Here is a 17,376-nt window from a genome sequence, read left to right as displayed (position 1 = left end):
AAACTAAAGGCTCTTATGGATAGCAACTTGCTGATAATAGGCGTAAATTTGTTGCGCATCATCATAAGGGTAACGTACGCCCGAGATTTCTTGATACGTCTCGTGCCCTTTACCAGCAACTAAAACCCAATCTTGTGGATCAGCCTGATCAAGTACGTAAGCTAAAGCTTGAGCGCGTTCATGAATCACGAGGGGTACAGGTTGGCATTGGGCTTGTTGAGCCAAGATATCCGCAATAATAGCTTGAGGATCCTCAAAACGGGGATTGTCATCTGTTACAACCACTTGATCTGCAAAGTTTTGTGCTGCTTGCAACATCAAAGGGCGTTTGCCTTTATCTCGATCTCCGCCACAACCAAAGATACACCAAATGCGTGCACATGCTGGTGCATGCAAGCGTACGGCTTTTAAAGCCTGCTGTAGCGCATCTGGGGTATGTGCATAGTCGATTAAGACTTGTGGAGCTTGCGCAGGTAAGGCAGTCAGCGCCTGCATACGTCCATGGACACCCTGTATCTGGGTCAGGGCTTGCAAGGCGCACTCAATGGATGTGCCTTCCGCAAGCAAAACACACAAACAAGCCAAGGCATTTTCTAAATTAAAGCGCCCGAATAGTTTTAAGTGAAGCGGATAACTTTGCCCTTGGTATAAAACCTGTGCCTGTAAACCTTGGGTGGTGTAGCCAATGGCTTGGGCACAAATATCAGCTTGTGGATGCACTTCTAAACTATATCCCCAAGTGCTTTTTTGCGATCTTTTTTCTTTTGCTTGGTAGGTTTGCCATAACTGATATCCTTGCACATCTGCGAGATTAAAAATCCGATGGCGTAGGCTTGGATAAGCAAACAAACGTGCCTTTGCTTGTGCATAGGCCTGCATTGAAAGGTGATAGTCTAAATGGTCGCGACTGAGATTGGTAAACAAGGCGCTAGTGAAAGCAACCCCTGCCACGCGTGCTTGATCAAGCGCGTGTGAAGAAACTTCCATAGCAACATGCGAAACTTGCTGTTGTTGGCAATGGGCAAAAAAAGCTTGTACCTGTAAAGCATCTGGAGTGGTGTGACTATTGGGTGTGAGTGTGTGCGGCTCACCTTGCCCTAAAGTGCCACATACATAAGCTTTATATCCTAGTGCGTGCCAAGCTTGGGCTAAAAAATGGCTAATGGAAGACTTACCATTAGTGCCTGTAATACCAACACATTCTGTGAGTTTTTGGCTGGGATGTTGTAAAAGTTGACTAATCCAGGGGCCTAGATAGTGTCTCAATTGGGGATGACACAGGTAATTTATCGATTTTGCATGTGCTGAGGTAACGAAAGAGAGATTTTCACACAAAATTAAGGCAGCGCCCTGTTGTACGCTTTGTGCAATAAAATCATGGCCATCAAGGTGATGTCCCTGCAAAGCGATAAACGCACCCCCATCTTGCAAGGTACGTGTATCTAAGCTGAGATGTGAAATGCCTTGCTCAGGTTGAGAAATATGCAGCTTGGTCTCTGTCAGTCCAAGCTCTTGCCAAGCCGCTAGCAGATTGGCAAGTGTACACATTGGGTGAAGATCAAGGCGACTCATGCGGTGATACCATCAGTAAAAAGAGAAAAAAGTTAAGGCTCAAAGGTCGTTGTGAGTGTTTCCGGATCATCAGGCGGTACATTTAATAGCCGTAAACTACTGCCAACGACGCGAGAAAAGACAGGTGCTGCAACTAAGCCACCGTAGTATTCTTGGCCTGCAGGACTATCCACCACGACTACGGCAATTAAACGTGGATCACTCACAGGGGCAATGCCTGCGAAAATAGCACGATAATCATCGGTATAACCCTCCTCACCCACTTTATGGGTGGTGCCTGTTTTACCAGCCACTCGATAACCTGGAATCCGTGCGCGTGTTCCTGTGCCGCCTGAATGGGTCACAGTTTCCATCATTTCCAAGACGCTACGAGAAATTTTTGGAGGCAACACGGGAACGCCTTGAGGTTGTTTTTCCTGCTTAAATAAGGTAACCGGATACTTGTTGCCATGCCCAGATAAGGCTGTATATGCCTGTGCTGCTTGCAAAGGCGTCACTGTAAAGCCGTAGCCATAGGAGAGGGTAGCTAATTGAATAGGTCGCCATTTAGGTGGATGCGGTAATTTCCCCAAGCCTTCTCCAGGAAAACCTGTGCCGACACTTTGACCAAATCCAAGCTCGTACATCAGCTGCCACACGGTATCTGGATCAGATAAAGAAAGGGCCATACGAGCCACCCCAATATTGCTCGATTTGGTAATAATTTTATGGACTGGCATATTACCGTAATTGCGTAAATCACGAATCGTACGGCGATTTAATGTCATATAGCCAGGGGAGGTATTGACGAGCGTTTCTGTTTGATACATCCCTGTGCGCATCGCCGCAGCGACGGTAATAGGTTTGACAATGGAGCCGGGCTCGATTTGATCGGTGAGAGCACGATTGCGCAAACCTTCAGCATCCAGTTGGGCACGATTATTTGGATTATAAGAAGGCTGACTGACTAAAGCTAAAACCTCTCCAGTGCGGGCATCCAGCATCACTAGGCTACCAGACTTAGCCTTATGTTGGCTTACTGCAGCTTTTAATTCTCGATAGGCTAAATATTGTAAACGCAGGTCAATACTTAAAGTGATATTTTTACCAGGTCTGGGTTCACTTAAGGTGTATAAATCACGAACAACCCGACCTTTGCGATCTTTTAAAACACGCTTTTCACCAGGAATCCCCGTGAGCAACCTATTATAGGCAAGCTCTATCCCCTCTTGGCCTTGATCATCGACATCATTAAAACCTACCAGATGGGCTGTGACTTCTCCTGCTGGATAGTAACGTCGGAACTCGTCTTGTGCATATACACCGGGAATTTCCAGCGCCATCACGGCTTTGGCCTCACTGGGAGTAAGCTGGCGGCGCAAATACATAAATTCTTTGCCTTGATACAGTGCCAAACGTTCACTTAATTCTTGGTAAGGGACTTGTAAGCTTTGTGCCAAAGCACGAATAACGCGCTCATCTTGGGGAAGTTGCTGGGGATTGGTCCATAAAGTCACCACTGGGGTACTCACGGCTAAAGGCTCACCGTGGCGGTCAGTAATCATGCCGCGCAGCGCCATAATAGGCTCATTTCTCAGGGTGCGCGCATCTCCTTGAGTCTGTAGAAAATCGCGGCTAAAAATCTGCAAATCGAGTAGACGCCACCCGAGCAAAACGGCAGCTAAAGCAAGAAGGCTCAGCAATAAATACCAACGCCATGGATAAGTGAATTTTTGTGAATTCAGTGCAGCGTCGCGCTTGCTGGAGGCATGCTGAGATGCAGAGGTTGAAGCTTTGATCATGAAACAAAAATCCCCATCGCTTATCAGGGTGCTGGGTCTGCAGCTTGTTCCAGCGGTAACATGCGAATTTCCTTTATTTGTGGCACTTGCATTCCCAGCTGTTGAGCTGCCACTTGTTCAACACGCGCTGGTGATGCCCAAGCACTTTGTTCAAGGAGTAATTGCCCCCATTCTACTTGATAGGCGTCTCTTTGTTGTTGCGCTTTTTGTAAGCCAATATAATGCGTACGGCTTAAATGTGTGACATAAATTACAGCTTGTGCGCTCGCAAGCACGCCAAGAACTAAAACTGTTATTACTAAAGATGACCAAGATGGACGTCGCCACTGTAGCGCCTTGATGCTTTGCCACAAAAAAGGTAATAAATGAAAGCTTACTTCAGGGGAGCGCTGATGGCTGATCGTCTGGTCAGATGTATCTTGGTTAGCTGCTGGTTGATGCTGTGGATGTAATTGTTTTTGTCTGTGAGTTGCAGACATAGGGCGCGCATTTGAGGGTTGATAGGCCATACCTCACATCCTCCCACTGATCAAAGACGTTGAGCAACACGCATCACCGCACTGCGTGCGCGTGGATTGGCAGCCACCTCTTGGGCGCTAGGACGTATTGCTTTACTGAGCAGTTTTAAATCACATTGAAGTTGATCTTGCGTAAGTGGTATGCCTACAGGTAAATGGGTATCCCCACGACTTAGATCACGCATAAACCGTTTGACGATTCTATCTTCTAGTGAGTGAAAGCTAATGACAACCAAACGCCCACCTGGTTTAAGGCAAGTGATGGCCGCTTGTAAAGCCTCTTTAAGGTCATCAAGCTCGCGATTGATGTAAATGCGTATTCCCTGAAACGCTCGAGTTGCAGGGTGTTTACCTTTTTCCCAAGCAGGATTGGCAGCCTTGATAATTTCCGCAAGGGTTTGGGTGCGTGTGATAGGCGCTTGTTGGCGTGCTTCTACAATAGCTTTAGCCATACGACGGGAAAATCTTTCTTCGCCATAATGATATAAAACATCGGCGATTTCAGTCGCACTTGCCCGAGCAATCCATTGTGCAGCGCTTTCACCTACGTCAGGATTCATACGCATATCTAAAGGGCCATCATGAAGAAAACTGAAACCACGTTCGGGATCATCTAGTTGTGGCGAGGAAACCCCGAGATCTAGCAAGATACCATCAAGTTGTGCGTGAGCTTGCCCTGTGATTTGATGCAAATGGGTTTGCATCTGTGCAAAAGAGTCTTGAATTGGGTAGAGGCGTGCATCTTGGCTATGTAATTTTTGTGCTTGCGTAAAGGCTTGAGGGTCCTTATCAAATGCATATAAACGACCTTCAGGATGCAAGCTTTGTAAAATGGCTCGACTGTGGCCACCACGCCCAAAGGTACCATCTAAATAATGGCCTTGTGGTTGATGGACCAAGGCATCAACGGCTTCTTGTAAAAGCACACTAATATGTTGAAAATCTTCCTGGGAGGCTGGTTGAGTCATGCAGTTTGCAGCAGGCTATAGGTGAGTTCTGCTGCCTCCTATAATAGATATGATGTGGATACAATCAAGACGAAATGAAGCAAGAAAATAAAGAAGAGGTGTGAGGCGGAAGTTAGCCGATAAGCCGGGTTCTGTCGTGGACAGTCATTCCTCTAGGATATACGTCACCGTATACCTCCAGCAACCTACCCGAACCCAGTGCGGGCCGCACCTTAGGGTTCCTATTTGGTCTTGCTCCAAGTGGGGTTTACCCTGCCACGTGCTGTTACCAGACGCGCGGTGCGCTCTTACCGCACCTTTTCACCCTTACCTGTACAGTTTGCACTGCCATCGGCGGTATCTTTTCTGCGGCACTTTCCGTAGGCTTACGCCCCCCAGACGTTATCTGGCACCTTGCCCTGTGGAGCCCGGACTTTCCTCTCCCTCAACCTAAAAGGATAAGGCAGCGACTGTCTGGCCAACTTCCGAGCGCCTAGAATACTGGTAATGGGCAAAATACTCAACCTAAGAATGTCAGCTTTATTTAAATAAACGTTTACGCTCACTGGATGCTGGAATATTAAGGGCTTCACGATATTTAGCAATGGTACGTCGAGCCACTTGAATTCCTTCTTGTTGCAAAAGATCGGCAAGTTTACTGTCAGAAAGTGGTTTTTTAGGAGATTCTTGTGCGATGAGTTCGCGAATGCGTGCGCGTATCGCTGTGGAAGAACATTCACCACCACCTTGGGTACTTAAATGGCTGGAAAAGAAGTATTTAAGCTCGAAAATGCCTCTAGGGGTATGAATATATTTATGGGTGGTTGCCCGCGAGATAGTAGATTCATGCATCCCTAAAACCTCAGCAATATCATGTAAAATCAGAGGTTTCATCGCAATTTCCCCTTGTTCAAGGAAAGCTTGCTGATATTGCATCAGAGTACGCCCTACTTTTAATAAAGTATCATAGCGGCTTTGTAAGCTTTTTAATAGCCACTGGGCTTCACGATATTGCTCTTTTAAATATGTGTTGGTATCACTTGTATCAGAACGTTGAATTAAATTAGCATAATAGGGCTGGATCTTTAATTTAGGCGCCGCTTCAGGATTTAATTCCACAACCCATTGGTCATAAGCACGCTTTACAATTAAATCTGGCGTAATATATTCAGTACCTGCTTGCCCTATCTGGCTGCCAGGTCTGGGGTTTTGTGCTTGAATCAGGTAGATCACTGCTTTGAGTTGGGCTTCAGATAAACGTAATCTGCGCATAATTAATTTATAATCATGCTGTGCAAGTGCGGATAGATACTGATCAACTAATTGTAAACTAGCTTCTATGTAAGGGGTGTCTTGTGGTAAAGAAGCAAGCTGAATCAGTAAGCATTCACGCAAGTCGCGTGCTCCGACACCTGTTGGTTCAAAGAGCTGTATTTTGTACAAGATGTTTTCTATGTCTTGTAGTTCAAGGTCGGCATATTGTGGGTGTAGATCTTTAAAACTTTGAATTAAATTTTCTAATGACTCACGCAAATAACCGTCAGAATCTAGGCTTTCAATAAGAAATTCACCAATCAAATATTCTTTACTATCGCGTAAGCTCATGTTGAGCTGCCAGCGTAAGTGGTCTGTTAAAGATTCCTGTGCGCTATTTTCAAACTGTATTTCCTCATCTGACGTACCAGAAGTCATATATGAGGATTCACTATAGATATCATCCCAACTAGTATCAAACGTGAGTTCTGGAGTCTCACGCCACTCTTCAGTGGTGTTTTCTGTCTGTACCTCGTTTGCGGTAGGTGTTTCCTTAGGTTGTTGATCTTGTTGGCTGGGATCCCAAAGTTCTTGTTCTTCTTCTCTTTCTAGCAAAGGATTGGCTTCTAAAGCTGCTTGCACCTCGTTTTGAAGGTCCAGAGTAGACAATTGCAATAAATGAATTGCTTGTTGAAGCTGGGGAGTAATCACCAGCTGAGTGCCTAATTTAAATTCTAAGGTTGGTTTCATTTTAGGTGCTCAATCCTTTAATTGTGAATCAACTTAGGTTATTCCCTGAGTTTATAATCTAAAGTGCTCACCTAAATAGACTTCACGCACTCGTGCATTGCTTAATATCTGTTGCGGGCTGCCAGAGGCAATCATACAACCTTCACTAACAATAAAAGCTTGTTCGCAAATATCAAGGGTTTCGCGTACATTGTGATCTGTAATTAACACGCCAATACCTTTTTCACGTAGCTTGATAATAATATGTTTAATATCATTAACTGAAATAGGATCTACCCCAGCAAAAGGCTCGTCTAACAAAATAAAGCTGGGGTTTGCCGCTAAAGCACGGGCAATCTCCACACGTCGCCTTTCACCACCAGATAAGCTCATCCCTAAAGAATCTTTAATATGCAGGATATTAAATTCTGCTAGTAAATCTAGGGTGCTTTGGTGGCGTTGTGCTTTTGATAATTGTGGGTTGAGTTCTAAAATAGCTAAAATATTCTGATAAACACTTAATTTACGAAATACAGAAGCTTCCTGCGGCAAGTAACCTAAGCCTGCACGTGCACGCCCATGCATGGGTAAATCACTAATATCCCGGTCCTGCAGCCAAATTTTACCACTATCGGCTTTAATTAGGCCGACGATCATATAAAAAGAAGTGGTTTTGCCTGCGCCATTGGGGCCAAGTAAGCCGACAACCTGCCCTTGATGTACACTGAGGGAAATATCTTGCACCACTTGGCGGCCTTTATAAGCTTTGGCTAAGTGCTCGACTTTTAACTGCGTATAGGCGGAGGTATCAGGCATGGAGGCTCTCGAATCTGGCATTATTCTGAAGGTTGAGAGGAAGTCGATGGACGTGCATTAGGATGCAAAATAATGCGGACACGCTGGTCACTCTGATCTGGACTGGTTTTTTGCCCTTGCGCGAGAATATTGCGGTTTTTTAAATCATATTCTATGTATTCACCGGTAAAGGTATCCGCACCTTGTTGCAAACGCGCTTGCCCTTGCAAAATAATTTTTTGCGCCTGTGTATCATATTTTAGAATCTGCGCATAAGCATGCACGCTAGGATCTTGGTGCGTGGGTTGGTATTGAAAGTGCAGCTCTTGATCCTTGGTTGCACTGGCGCGTAAAGAGGCAATACCGCCTTGTGTAGAACGTACAACTTGGACTTGATCGGCTTGAATTTGCAAGCTGCCTTGACGAATGCGGACTTGACCAGAGTAGGTGGCGATTCCTGCTTCTTGTTGCCATTGCAAACGATTGGCTTCTAGTTCAATCGGAGCTTGTTGATCTTCAGGAAGTGCCCAAACGTTAGCGGCTGCTAACGTACATATCAAAGAGAGTAAGAGTTTTTTCGGTATTAACATCTTTGAGTCCTCGAATCGCCTAAGACGTTTTTGCTGAACTGAGTGTTATAGTTTAGGAAGACCGAAAAGGCACCTTATTCTTGGGTTGGTTCAGGCTGCTTAGGTGCTGTTTGGTAATGCGCTCGTACTTGAGCAGGTAGTGTGACATTGCCGGTGTTCAAATCGAGTTGTATACCTTGAGCGTTTAACTCCCATACGTTACCTTGCAGTAGCCTAAGTGCGTGCTCACTGTAAGCGAGGCCCTGCTCAAGATCAAGCTGGAGTGCTTGTAGTTGGATACTCAGCTGACTTTCTGTTTGCGTCAGTAAGATATTCCCCTCTAACCTCAGATCTTGCTGCGCCTCGTTATAATAGGCTTGTTGCGCGAGTAACTGCCATTGCGATCCTTTTTGATCTAAGGTGAGCATTTGGGGTTGTGCAAGGTGTACGTTTTGTGTCTGTGGGTAATGCGTAAGTTTAGGAGTAAAAATCTGGTGTTGTGCTTGTCCTTGTGCATTAAACAAGGTAAGGCGTGCATTTTCCAGATAGTAATCAGGTTCACCCTGTGCATTAGGAAGCGCTGTTTCTGGCGGACTATAGTGGGTTTCTTGCATCAGCCATACCAAAATGCCTAAAGCAATCAAACCCAGCAAGCCTAACCAAGAAGAGCTTGTGTACTTAGACAAGTTTTGGCGCATGGTTTGCCAAGTACGGCGCAACTTTAAACTCGTATGACGTTTGAAAATCACCGGCTAACTTCCCTTATGCAAACAGGCTAAGATCAAAAATGATCACCTATTACACCCCGTAAGTATGGTGGTGTAACACAGCTTGCCAAGTCCCCTGTGCTTGTAGGAGCCAGTCGCAGATTTCCCGTACGGCACCTTGTCCGCCTGTGGCTTGTGTAATGTAATCTGCCTGCTGACATACATAACTGGGTGCATTGGGCACACTTAAGCCTAATCCCGCTTTGCGAATAGCACTAATGTCTGGTAAATCATCACCGCAATAAGCAATTGCAGACCAGTCCAAGGCAAGTTGTTGAGCAAGGTGCTTAAGGACTTCAAGTTTATCTTCGCGTCCTAGATACAAGTGCGCAATACCTAGGGCTTTGGCTCTGTGTTCAACAAGTGCCGAGCTTCTACCACTGATCCAAGCCACTTGAATACCGCTTGCCTGAATTAGTTTAAGCCCTTGGCCATCGAGCGCATTAAAACTTTTGGTTTCATAGACTTGGCCTTGTGCATCTAGATGAAAGTCTAAGCCCGCATTGGTGAGAACACCATCAACATCTAAAGCTAATAAGCGGATAGCGCGTGCGCGTGCCCATAAGGGACTTTCTGCGCTTGGATAAGGGGAAGCTGAGGTCATATCTTGGCTCCAAAATAGAAAAGAAGCAGACGTATTTTATTTAGAAAACACCGGCACTAAGTAAATCATGCATATTGAGCGCCCCAACTAATTGCTGTTGCTGATTAACAACGGGTAAGGCATTAATGCCTTTGCTTTGCATGAGATTTAAAGCTTCAACCGCTAAAGCTTCTGGATGGATAGTGCTTGGTGAGGCACTCATTACTTGGGCGAGTGTGAGTTGGTGCCAGTCTAGATCCTGATCGAGCGTACGCCTGAGATCGCCATCTGTGTAAATGCCTATGAGATGATCTTGGGTATCTAGCACACAAACACAGCCTAGGCCTTGCCGCGAGATTTCGATCAGTGCTTGCTTGAGGGGCCAATGGGGCAAGGCACGTGGGATGCGCTCGCCTTGATGCATGATATCTTTGACTTTCAACAGTAAACGCCGTCCTAAACTGCCACCAGGATGTGAAAAAGCAAAATCTTCTGCACTAAACCCACGGGTTTCTAATAAGGCAATGGCTAAGGCATCACCCATAACTAAAGCAGCCGTCGTGCTCGCAGTCGGCGCTAAATTTAGCGGGCAAGCTTCTTGGGGCACGCTGACATCCAGATGAACATCCGCTTGGCGTGCGAGCGTAGAATCGGCTTGTCCTGTACAAGCAATTACAGGGATTTGTAAGCGTTTTAATAAAGGCAGCAGGAGGGTGATCTCAGCGGTTTCTCCTGAATTAGAAAGGGCCAACACCACATCTTGTGCTGTGACCATGCCCATATCACCATGACTGGCTTCTGCAGGATGAATAAAAAACGCTGGTGTACCTGTACTGGCCAAAGTTGCCGCAATTTTGCGTGCAATATGCCCAGATTTGCCCATGCCCATTAAGATAACGCGTCCTTGGCATTGACTCATCAAGTAACAAGCCTGTGTGAAACCTGTATCAAAGCGTGTGCTTAAAGTTTCTAGTGCTTGTATTTCAATACGTAACGTACGTAAGGCGCTGGCTAAAAGTGCATCGGGATCAACAGACATGAATAAGCTCGAATATCCGATCAGATCAAGGAGAGAAGAAGGCGTGCTTCTTCTCTCGGAAGGGCGTTAGTTCACAACAGGATATAGGGTATCACGGTATAGCCAAGCGAGGTAGGCGATATAGATACCAACGAAGGTAAAACCCTCAAAGCGTGTCAGACGCGTGTGGCGTCGCCATAATAGAAAGATAGCCAAGAGAGCTGTCAGGATGAAAACGCTCAGATAATCACGGCTAAAAGCAGCTGCTTCAAAACTGGTTTGTGCAACTAACCCAGGAATCGGTAACACCGCTAGCAGATTAAAGGTGTTAGAGCCTATGACGTTACCAATCGCGATATCATGATGGCCTTTTAATGCACTGGCGACACTGGCGGCAAGCTCTGGCAAGCTGGTACCTATGGCAACAATGGTTAAGCCAATAATAAGATCACTCACGCCAAGTTCTTGGGCAATAATCACTGCACCCCAAACTAGTAAACGAGAGCTGGCAATCAAAAGGACTAAACCAATAACCAGCCAAATCCATGCTTGACGTGGGGTATAATCCGGAATTTCGTCGTCCTCATTAGCTTCTAAGACATCAGGATTACGAAAGAGCAACCATAAAGTGACACCTAAAGCCGCGAATAATAAGACAGCATCCATGAGTGTCAGAACGCCATCGTAAAGGGTGTAACCTGCAAGTAAGGTTACCGCAAGCAGTAAAGGCACTTCCTTATTCATCAATTGACGATTGATAGGAATTGGGGCGATCAGTGCGGTAATTCCAAGCACAAGGCCAATATTGGCGATGTTGGAGCCTAAGGCATTGCCGATAGCAAGACCACCATTGCCCTCGAAAGCGGCCATGGTAGAAACTAAAATTTCTGGGGCGGAGGTGCCAATGGATACAATGGTCATACCAATAAGTAAGGGCGACATCCCTGCATTGCGTGCAGTAGCGGCAGCGCCACCAATAAAGCGATCTGCGCTCCAAATCAACAGAGGCAAGCCTGCAGCCAAGGCTAGCAGTGCATATAACATGGAATTACTCCTAGAGGATCAAAATAAATCAAGGGGCTAACCAAAAGAAGATGCGTATAACGCATATTTAAGAAATTGTGTAAGCCTACGCCATCTATATTAAAGCCAAAGGACACTAAGCGCCTAGAGGGGAATTTCTTTCCGCTATAAAAAACCGACCTGTGTCCTCCTGTCTCAAAAATCGTAAACCTAAGCAAGTAAATGTATCAAAGTGCAATTTTGGCCTAGACCTTAAGATTTTAGGCATTGTTGACTGAGGTTTAGGTGTTTATTATGCAAGCTCGTTTTTTATCTCTTTTCTGCTGTACTGAGAGCCTCTAGCATGTCAGAACCTTTGGTTGATATTCAACATCTGTCTTTTCATCGTGGTTCACGCGCCATCTTTGATGATATTAGCCTGCAAGTACAGCCAGGACGTATCACAGCGATTATGGGGCCTTCAGGGACAGGTAAAACTACTTTATTGCGTTTAATTGGGGGTCAGCTTTTACCAGACCAAGGATCGGTAAAAGTGGCCGGTCATGAAGTAAGCCAATTAAAGCGTCCTGCCTTGTTTGCTATGCGTAAGCAAATGGGCATGTTGTTTCAAAGTGGCGCCTTGTTTTCTGATTTAAGTGTATTTGAAAATGTCGCTTTCCCGCTGCGTGTACATACGGATCTGCCAGAATCTATGATCCGCGATATTGTATTGCTCAAACTAGAAGCTGTCGGTTTACGTGGCGCACGTGATCTTATGCCTTCTGAGCTTTCCGGCGGTATGGCACGCCGTGTCGCTTTGGCGCGTGCTATTGCCCTAGATCCGCGTTTGATTATGTATGACGAGCCTTTTGCAGGTCAGGATCCTATCTCTATGGGGGTGTTGGTGCAGTTGATTAAGCGTTTAAATGATGCACTAGGCTTGACATCTATTATTGTCTCTCATGATATTGATGAGACTTTATCGATTGCAGACGATGTTTACGTGCTTGCTGGTGGACGTTTGATTGCACACGGATCGCCTGAAGCTTTAAAACAGCATCAGGGGGCGCAAGTGCGTCAGTTCATTCAAGGTTTGCCGGATGGCCCTGTTCCTTTCCATTATCCAGCGCCTAGCCTACTTGATGATATCTATCATCGATAGAGACGCCGGTGCGTTCTTGTTAACCAAAGGAGATCAAACGCGCGTGAATCTTGTACACTGGGGGCGTTCTGGACTGGCTTTTACTCGAGCCTTAGGGCGTTCTGGCTTATTTGTCGTTCAAGGGATTCAGGGTTTTCCTAAATCTTGGGAAGCTTGGCATCTTTTGATACGTCAATTGTATTTTGTTGGTGTGCTCTCACTGATTATTATCCTAGTGTCTGCCTTGTTTATTGGTATGGTCCTTGGCCTACAAGGCTACACCATCCTCGTCGATTATGGCACAGAAGATGCGCTAGGACAGATGGTTGCTTTAACCCTCGTCCGTGAGCTTTCACCTGTTGTGGCGGCTTTATTATTTGCCGGTCGTGCGGGTTCTGCGTTAACGGCAGAAATCGGTTTGATGAAAGCAACAGAACAATTATCGAGTATGGAAATGATCGGCGTTGATCCACTCAAGCGCATTGTGGCACCGCGTTTGTATGCAGGCTTTATTGCCTTACCTATACTGACTTTGATTTTTAGCCTTGTGGGTATTTGGGGTGGCATGTTGGTCGGGGTTGATTGGCTTGGCGTTGATGCTGGGGCTTATTGGGGCAATATGCAAGCCACGGTTGATTTTCGTGAAGATATCATCAACGGTGTGATCAAAAGTTGTGCATTTGCGCTAGCGGTGACTTGGATCGCCGTGTTCCAAGGGTATGATCTGGTCCCAACTTCAGAAGGTATCAGCCGTGCGACGACTAAAACCGTGGTGTATTCCTCTCTTGTCGTACTCGGTTTAGACTTTGTATTAACCGCAGTGATGTTTGGTAGTTTGTAGCTTTTATTCAAGATGCATCTGTGCCCAAACTCCAGCCTAAAGGAAGATGAGCTGCTTGGTATGCTGACCTTAGGCTTTGTGCTCTCCTATTACATAACGAGATCGAAATGGCATTGCAAAATAAAACTCTGGAACTAAGTGTTGGCGCTTTTATGTTGGCAGGTGTGTTTGCGCTGATTTTTTTAGCACTACAAGTCAGCGGGTTGACGCTTAATAATAAATCTGATGATTATTTTACCTTGTATGCCAACTTTTCTAATATCGGTGGACTCAAGCCACGTTCTAAAGTGACGATGGCAGGTGTCACCATTGGACGTGTGACAGCGATTGAACTAGACACCCAATGGTATGAAGCGAAAGTGACTTTGGCAGTCAAACGCGAACTTTTAGGTAAGCTGAGTCAAGATACTTCAGCAGCGATTTTAACTTCCGGTCTTTTGGGTGAAAATTACATCGGCTTGACACCTGGAGCGCAAGAGGAGACTTTGCAAGATGCGGATGTACTGCGTGATACGCAATCGGCTTTAGTGCTCGAAGACTTGGTCAATCAATTTATTATTAATGCAACTAAGGATTAACTCATGCGCTTAATGAACTTCCATAAAGTCAAAATGGTTTTGCTGCTTCTGCTCAGTACTTGCTGGCTGCCAGCTTATGCACAAGAGGCTGCTGAACCTCGTGCTTTGGTTGAAGCTGGCGTACAAGAAATTCTTAGTATCTTGGATGCGCACCAAGCTCAAGCACAAAGTTTAGAGACCTTATATCAACAGATGAGCCAAGGATTAGAGCCTTACGTAGATTTTCGTTATATCAGCGCGCGGGTGATGGGGAAATATTTCCGTGCCGCGACACCCGAACAGCGTACAGCCTTTGCGCAAGTCTTCCAGCAAAGTATCGTGCGGACTTTTACCCAAGGTCTGATAGGGTTTGAATACAAAACCATTAAGTTGTTACCCGCTTTGAATCAAGAACGCCGCTATCCAGATCAAGATATGGTCGATATGCAGGTAGAAACCCAGTCAGGACAAAATTACCCTTTAAGTTTTACACTTCGCAAAGATAAACAAGGCCAATGGCAAATTATTAACCTTGTGGTTAATGGAATTAATTTGGGGCTCACTTTTAATAGTCAATTTGATCAGGCTATGCGCGAGCAAAACCGCGACTTTGATGCAGTGATTGCCGGTTGGAATCCAGCGGTTAACCTTGATCAAGCACAAGATTAACCGATATGGATGCGCCCACCTTGTTATATAAAGACGCGAAAGCTGCCCTTGTTTGTCAACATAAGCACAGCTTAGAGGTGCAGGGGGAGATAGGTTTTGATAACCTAGTGCCCCTTAGCCAGGCTTGGCAGCCTCAAGCACGGCAAAAATATACACTGAACCTAGCGCGCGCGCGTGGTGGCTCACCTGCCATGGCTTTATTGCTTGCTTGGCAACGTGTCTGCCAAAGTGTCAATGCGCAGTTAGAAGTGACAGCCATCAGTGAAGAGCTCATGCGTTTTATCGATATTTCTGATCTGCATGCGGCTTTTCGTATTCAGCCTGAAGCCTACAAAAAAGATGATTTAACCTAAGAGAGGAACCTCCATGACCTCGGATCAAGTGCGTGATTTATTAAGCACACGTTTACCTGCCTGTGATTTTTATGTACAAGGTGAAGGCAGTAAGTTTGCAATCACTGCTGTAGGCGACGTCTTTACTGAGCTTAAAATGCCAGTGAAAAAACAACAATATGTGTATGCTGGTTTGCAAGAAGAAATCGCCTCAGGTGCTATTCATGCTGTAACCATCAAAACCTATACGCCAGAACAATGGCAAAATGCGCAACATCTGCAAGTCGGCTAATTGCAAGCCAAAATTGACCTATGTTTGGGTGTCCATTTGAATAAATAAAGGGTATGCATGGATAAATTGCTGATTACAGGTGGTCGCCCGTTAGATGGTGAAATTTGGATTTCGGGAGCGAAAAACTCAGCTTTACCGATTCTTGCCGCGACCTTGTTAGCCGATGGGCCTGTGACTATTTCTAATCTGCCGCATTTGCATGATGTGACCACCATGATTTCCTTGCTTGGGCGCATGGGTATCGAGGCAACGGTTGATGAAAAAATGCGTCTTGAAGTAGATGCGCGTACCATTCGTGATTGCTGCGCGCCGTATGAATTAGTAAAAACCATGCGCGCTTCTATTTTGGTGCTAGGTCCCCTATTAGCGCATTTTGGGCGTGCTGAAGTGTCTTTGCCAGGTGGCTGCGCTATTGGTAGCCGTCCTGTCGATCTGCATATTCGTGGCTTAGAAGCGATGGGCGCGAACATCCGCGTTGAAGAAGGTTATATTAAAGCAGAAGTAGCTGGCCGTTTGCGCGGTACTCGCTGGGTATTTGATACGGTTACGGTCACAGGGACAGAAAACCTCCTGATGGCGGCAACGCTTGCTGAAGGGCGTACCATCTTAGAAAATGCCGCACGCGAACCTGAAGTGGTTGATTTAGCACACTGCTTAATTCAAATGGGGGCACAGATTCAAGGTCATGGGACAGATACCTTGATTATTGATGGTGTGCCTAGCTTAAAAGGTTGCGAATACAAGGTGGTGGCAGACCGTATTGAAACAGGGACCTATTTGGTCGCAGCCGCAGCCACACAAGGAAAAATTCGCTTGCGGCAAACTTGCCCTGATATTTTGGATGCGGTTTTGCTGAAACTGGAAGAAGCCGGTGCACATCTGAATACAGGGCCTGATTGGATTGAACTGGATATGCAAGGACGACGTCCGCGTGCGGTGAACTTAAAAACCACGCCTTATCCTGGGTTTCCTACAGATATGCAAGCACAATTTGTTGCTATGAATGCAATTGCCGATGGTGTGAGTACGGTCATCGAAACCATTTTCGAAAACCGCTTTATGCATGTCAATGAAATGCAGCGCATGGGTGCAGATATTCGTGTGGAAGGTAATACTGCGATTATTCGTGGGGTTGCAAGCTTGAAAGCAGCACCTGTGATGGCAACGGATTTACGTGCCTCAGCCAGCTTGGTGATTGCTGCTTTAGTTGCTGATGGGGAAACTTGCGTAGACCGCATTTATCACATTGACCGTGGTTATGAATGCATTGAAGAAAAATTGCAGCTTTTAGGTGCTAAAATTCGCCGCATTCCCGTATAAAATATCATCACTAGGTTATCGCATGTCATCAATGTTGACTTTAGCGCTGTCAAAAGGGCGCATTTTAGAGGATACACTCCCATTACTTGCGGATGCTGGGATTGAACCAGCAGAAGATTTACAAAAAAGCCGCAAGCTCATTTTTGCAACCAATTTGCCTTATGTCCGTCTGATTGTCATCCGAGCGACGGATGTGCCGACTTATGTGCAATTAGGAGCGGCAGATATTGGGGTGGCCGGTAAAGATGTTCTTTTAGAACATGGAGGCGCTGGCTTATATGAACCTTTAGACTTGCAGATCGCAACTTGCAAACTTATGACAGCAGGGATTAAAGGACAAACAGCCCCTGCAAGTCGTCGTCGCGTGGCGACTAAGTTTGTGAACTTAGCAAAAAGCTATTATGCGCAGCAAGGTATTCAAGTTGATTTGATTAAGCTGTATGGTGCTATGGAACTGGCACCTTTAATGGGTTTGGCTGACGAGATCGTCGATATTGTCGATACAGGTAATACGCTCAGAGCCAATGGCTTGGAACCCCGCGAATTAATCGCAGATATCAGCACTCGCCTCGTTGTCAATCAAGCCTCTATGAAAATCAAACACCAGCTGATTCATCCGTTAATTGAGCGTTTACAAGCGGGTGTTGCTGCACGTACACAAGCAAAATCTCAGTGAGCCTTAACAAGAG

At 45.8% G+C, this 17,376-nt stretch carries 19 protein-coding genes and 1 other RNA gene; 8 read left to right on the top strand and 12 right to left on the bottom strand.

Annotation, left to right across the window (positions count from 1 at the left end; genetic code table 11):
* Positions 1 to 3: 3 nt before the first annotated feature.
* From BMX05_RS01460 to BMX05_RS01405, 12 genes are all read right to left on the bottom strand, one after another.
* A complete protein-coding gene (locus tag BMX05_RS01460; RefSeq protein WP_093308172.1) occupies positions 4 to 1,572 on the bottom strand; it encodes a UDP-N-acetylmuramoyl-L-alanyl-D-glutamate--2,6-diaminopimelate ligase in 1,569 nt (522 codons plus the stop codon).
* 32 nt (positions 1,573 to 1,604) lie between these two features.
* Positions 1,605 to 3,353: a peptidoglycan D,D-transpeptidase FtsI family protein gene (locus tag BMX05_RS01455; RefSeq protein ID WP_093308171.1), complete on the bottom strand. Its 1,749-nt coding sequence runs from the start codon at positions 3,351 to 3,353 to the stop codon at positions 1,605 to 1,607.
* A gap of 23 nt (positions 3,354 to 3,376) precedes the next feature.
* Positions 3,377 to 3,862 (bottom strand): cell division protein FtsL, encoded by a 486-nt coding sequence (gene ftsL / locus BMX05_RS01450; RefSeq protein WP_218138958.1) that lies wholly within the window; start codon positions 3,860 to 3,862, stop codon positions 3,377 to 3,379.
* 20 nt (positions 3,863 to 3,882) lie between these two features.
* Positions 3,883 to 4,839, bottom strand: a complete 957-nt coding sequence (gene rsmH, locus BMX05_RS01445; protein ID WP_093308170.1) for a 16S rRNA (cytosine(1402)-N(4))-methyltransferase RsmH — start codon at positions 4,837 to 4,839, stop codon at positions 3,883 to 3,885.
* A gap of 104 nt (positions 4,840 to 4,943) precedes the next feature.
* An RNA gene (gene rnpB, locus BMX05_RS01440) (RNase P RNA component class A) lies at positions 4,944 to 5,304 on the bottom strand.
* A gap of 54 nt (positions 5,305 to 5,358) precedes the next feature.
* Entirely contained in the window at positions 5,359 to 6,822 is a 1,464-nt protein-coding gene (locus BMX05_RS01435; RefSeq protein WP_093308169.1) for an RNA polymerase factor sigma-54, read from the bottom strand.
* A 51-nt stretch (positions 6,823 to 6,873) separates the two neighbouring features.
* Positions 6,874 to 7,617, bottom strand: coding sequence for an LPS export ABC transporter ATP-binding protein (gene lptB / locus BMX05_RS01430; protein ID WP_093308168.1), 744 nt, complete (start codon positions 7,615 to 7,617; stop codon positions 6,874 to 6,876).
* Between the two features lie 20 nt (positions 7,618 to 7,637).
* Positions 7,638 to 8,186 carry a lipopolysaccharide transport periplasmic protein LptA gene (gene lptA / locus BMX05_RS01425; protein WP_093308167.1) on the bottom strand — a complete coding sequence of 183 codons (549 nt, stop codon included), beginning with the start codon at positions 8,184 to 8,186 and terminating at the stop codon, positions 7,638 to 7,640.
* 74 nt (positions 8,187 to 8,260) lie between these two features.
* Positions 8,261 to 8,914 (bottom strand): LPS export ABC transporter periplasmic protein LptC, encoded by a 654-nt coding sequence (gene lptC / locus BMX05_RS01420; protein WP_093308166.1) that lies wholly within the window; start codon positions 8,912 to 8,914, stop codon positions 8,261 to 8,263.
* A 49-nt stretch (positions 8,915 to 8,963) separates the two neighbouring features.
* Complete coding sequence (locus BMX05_RS01415) at positions 8,964 to 9,536, bottom strand: KdsC family phosphatase (protein WP_093308165.1); 573 nt, start codon at positions 9,534 to 9,536, stop codon at positions 8,964 to 8,966.
* Positions 9,537 to 9,576: 40 nt separating this feature from the next.
* Complete coding sequence (locus BMX05_RS01410) at positions 9,577 to 10,554, bottom strand: KpsF/GutQ family sugar-phosphate isomerase (RefSeq protein ID WP_093308164.1); 978 nt, start codon at positions 10,552 to 10,554, stop codon at positions 9,577 to 9,579.
* Between the two features lie 66 nt (positions 10,555 to 10,620).
* The gene (locus BMX05_RS01405) at positions 10,621 to 11,577 is read right to left on the bottom strand and encodes a calcium/sodium antiporter (protein ID WP_093308163.1); all 957 of its coding nucleotides are present in this window, start codon (positions 11,575 to 11,577) and stop codon (positions 10,621 to 10,623) included.
* Between the two features lie 322 nt (positions 11,578 to 11,899).
* Between BMX05_RS01405 and BMX05_RS01400 the strand changes: the two genes are divergently transcribed.
* The 8 genes from BMX05_RS01400 (at position 11,900) to hisG (ending at position 17,363) form a co-directional block, all read left to right on the top strand.
* Positions 11,900 to 12,697: an ABC transporter ATP-binding protein gene (locus BMX05_RS01400; protein WP_093308162.1), complete on the top strand. Its 798-nt coding sequence runs from the start codon at positions 11,900 to 11,902 to the stop codon at positions 12,695 to 12,697.
* A gap of 43 nt (positions 12,698 to 12,740) precedes the next feature.
* A complete protein-coding gene (mlaE, locus tag BMX05_RS01395) occupies positions 12,741 to 13,517 on the top strand; it encodes a lipid asymmetry maintenance ABC transporter permease subunit MlaE (RefSeq protein ID WP_245710366.1) in 777 nt (258 codons plus the stop codon).
* Between the two features lie 107 nt (positions 13,518 to 13,624).
* Positions 13,625 to 14,095, top strand: a complete 471-nt coding sequence (mlaD, locus tag BMX05_RS01390) for an outer membrane lipid asymmetry maintenance protein MlaD (RefSeq protein ID WP_093308160.1) — start codon at positions 13,625 to 13,627, stop codon at positions 14,093 to 14,095.
* 3 nt (positions 14,096 to 14,098) lie between these two features.
* The gene (locus tag BMX05_RS01385) at positions 14,099 to 14,743 is read left to right on the top strand and encodes an MlaC/ttg2D family ABC transporter substrate-binding protein (protein ID WP_093308159.1); all 645 of its coding nucleotides are present in this window, start codon (positions 14,099 to 14,101) and stop codon (positions 14,741 to 14,743) included.
* A 5-nt stretch (positions 14,744 to 14,748) separates the two neighbouring features.
* Entirely contained in the window at positions 14,749 to 15,096 is a 348-nt protein-coding gene (locus tag BMX05_RS01380) for an STAS domain-containing protein (RefSeq protein ID WP_093308158.1), read from the top strand.
* A 13-nt stretch (positions 15,097 to 15,109) separates the two neighbouring features.
* Positions 15,110 to 15,367, top strand: a complete 258-nt coding sequence (locus BMX05_RS01375; RefSeq protein WP_093308157.1) for a BolA family protein — start codon at positions 15,110 to 15,112, stop codon at positions 15,365 to 15,367.
* Between the two features lie 57 nt (positions 15,368 to 15,424).
* On the top strand, positions 15,425 to 16,687 hold the full coding sequence (gene murA, locus BMX05_RS01370; RefSeq protein ID WP_093308156.1) for a UDP-N-acetylglucosamine 1-carboxyvinyltransferase: 1,263 nt from the start codon (positions 15,425 to 15,427) through the stop codon (positions 16,685 to 16,687).
* Positions 16,688 to 16,709: 22 nt separating this feature from the next.
* Positions 16,710 to 17,363: an ATP phosphoribosyltransferase gene (hisG, locus tag BMX05_RS01365; RefSeq protein ID WP_093308155.1), complete on the top strand. Its 654-nt coding sequence runs from the start codon at positions 16,710 to 16,712 to the stop codon at positions 17,361 to 17,363.
* Positions 17,364 to 17,376 lie beyond the last annotated feature (13 nt).

Origin of the sequence: Allopseudospirillum japonicum (assembly GCF_900108915.1) — a bacterium.
Lineage (GTDB): Bacteria > Pseudomonadota > Gammaproteobacteria > Pseudomonadales > Halomonadaceae > Pseudospirillum > Pseudospirillum japonicum.
This window is presented reverse-complemented; position numbering and strand designations above follow the sequence as displayed.

Coding starts and splice junctions, on each gene's coding strand:
- BMX05_RS01460 (WP_093308172.1), bottom strand. CDS start 1,572: ATGAGTCGCCTTGATCTTCACCCAATGTGTACACTTGCCAATCTGCTA.
- ftsL (WP_218138958.1), bottom strand. CDS start 3,862: ATGGCCTATCAACCCTCAAATGCGCGCCCTATGTCTGCAACTCACAGA.
- mlaD (WP_093308160.1), top strand. CDS start 13,625: ATGGCATTGCAAAATAAAACTCTGGAACTAAGTGTTGGCGCTTTTATG.
- BMX05_RS01380 (WP_093308158.1), top strand. CDS start 14,749: ATGGATGCGCCCACCTTGTTATATAAAGACGCGAAAGCTGCCCTTGTT.
- BMX05_RS01400 (WP_093308162.1), top strand. CDS start 11,900: ATGTCAGAACCTTTGGTTGATATTCAACATCTGTCTTTTCATCGTGGT.
- BMX05_RS01415 (WP_093308165.1), bottom strand. CDS start 9,536: ATGACCTCAGCTTCCCCTTATCCAAGCGCAGAAAGTCCCTTATGGGCA.
- BMX05_RS01375 (WP_093308157.1), top strand. CDS start 15,110: ATGACCTCGGATCAAGTGCGTGATTTATTAAGCACACGTTTACCTGCC.
- BMX05_RS01455 (WP_093308171.1), bottom strand. CDS start 3,353: ATGATCAAAGCTTCAACCTCTGCATCTCAGCATGCCTCCAGCAAGCGC.
- BMX05_RS01435 (WP_093308169.1), bottom strand. CDS start 6,822: ATGAAACCAACCTTAGAATTTAAATTAGGCACTCAGCTGGTGATTACT.
- lptA (WP_093308167.1), bottom strand. CDS start 8,186: ATGTTAATACCGAAAAAACTCTTACTCTCTTTGATATGTACGTTAGCA.
- BMX05_RS01410 (WP_093308164.1), bottom strand. CDS start 10,554: ATGTCTGTTGATCCCGATGCACTTTTAGCCAGCGCCTTACGTACGTTA.
- rsmH (WP_093308170.1), bottom strand. CDS start 4,839: ATGACTCAACCAGCCTCCCAGGAAGATTTTCAACATATTAGTGTGCTT.
- BMX05_RS01405 (WP_093308163.1), bottom strand. CDS start 11,577: ATGTTATATGCACTGCTAGCCTTGGCTGCAGGCTTGCCTCTGTTGATT.
- lptB (WP_093308168.1), bottom strand. CDS start 7,617: ATGCCTGATACCTCCGCCTATACGCAGTTAAAAGTCGAGCACTTAGCC.
- hisG (WP_093308155.1), top strand. CDS start 16,710: ATGTCATCAATGTTGACTTTAGCGCTGTCAAAAGGGCGCATTTTAGAG.
- BMX05_RS01385 (WP_093308159.1), top strand. CDS start 14,099: ATGCGCTTAATGAACTTCCATAAAGTCAAAATGGTTTTGCTGCTTCTG.
- murA (WP_093308156.1), top strand. CDS start 15,425: ATGGATAAATTGCTGATTACAGGTGGTCGCCCGTTAGATGGTGAAATT.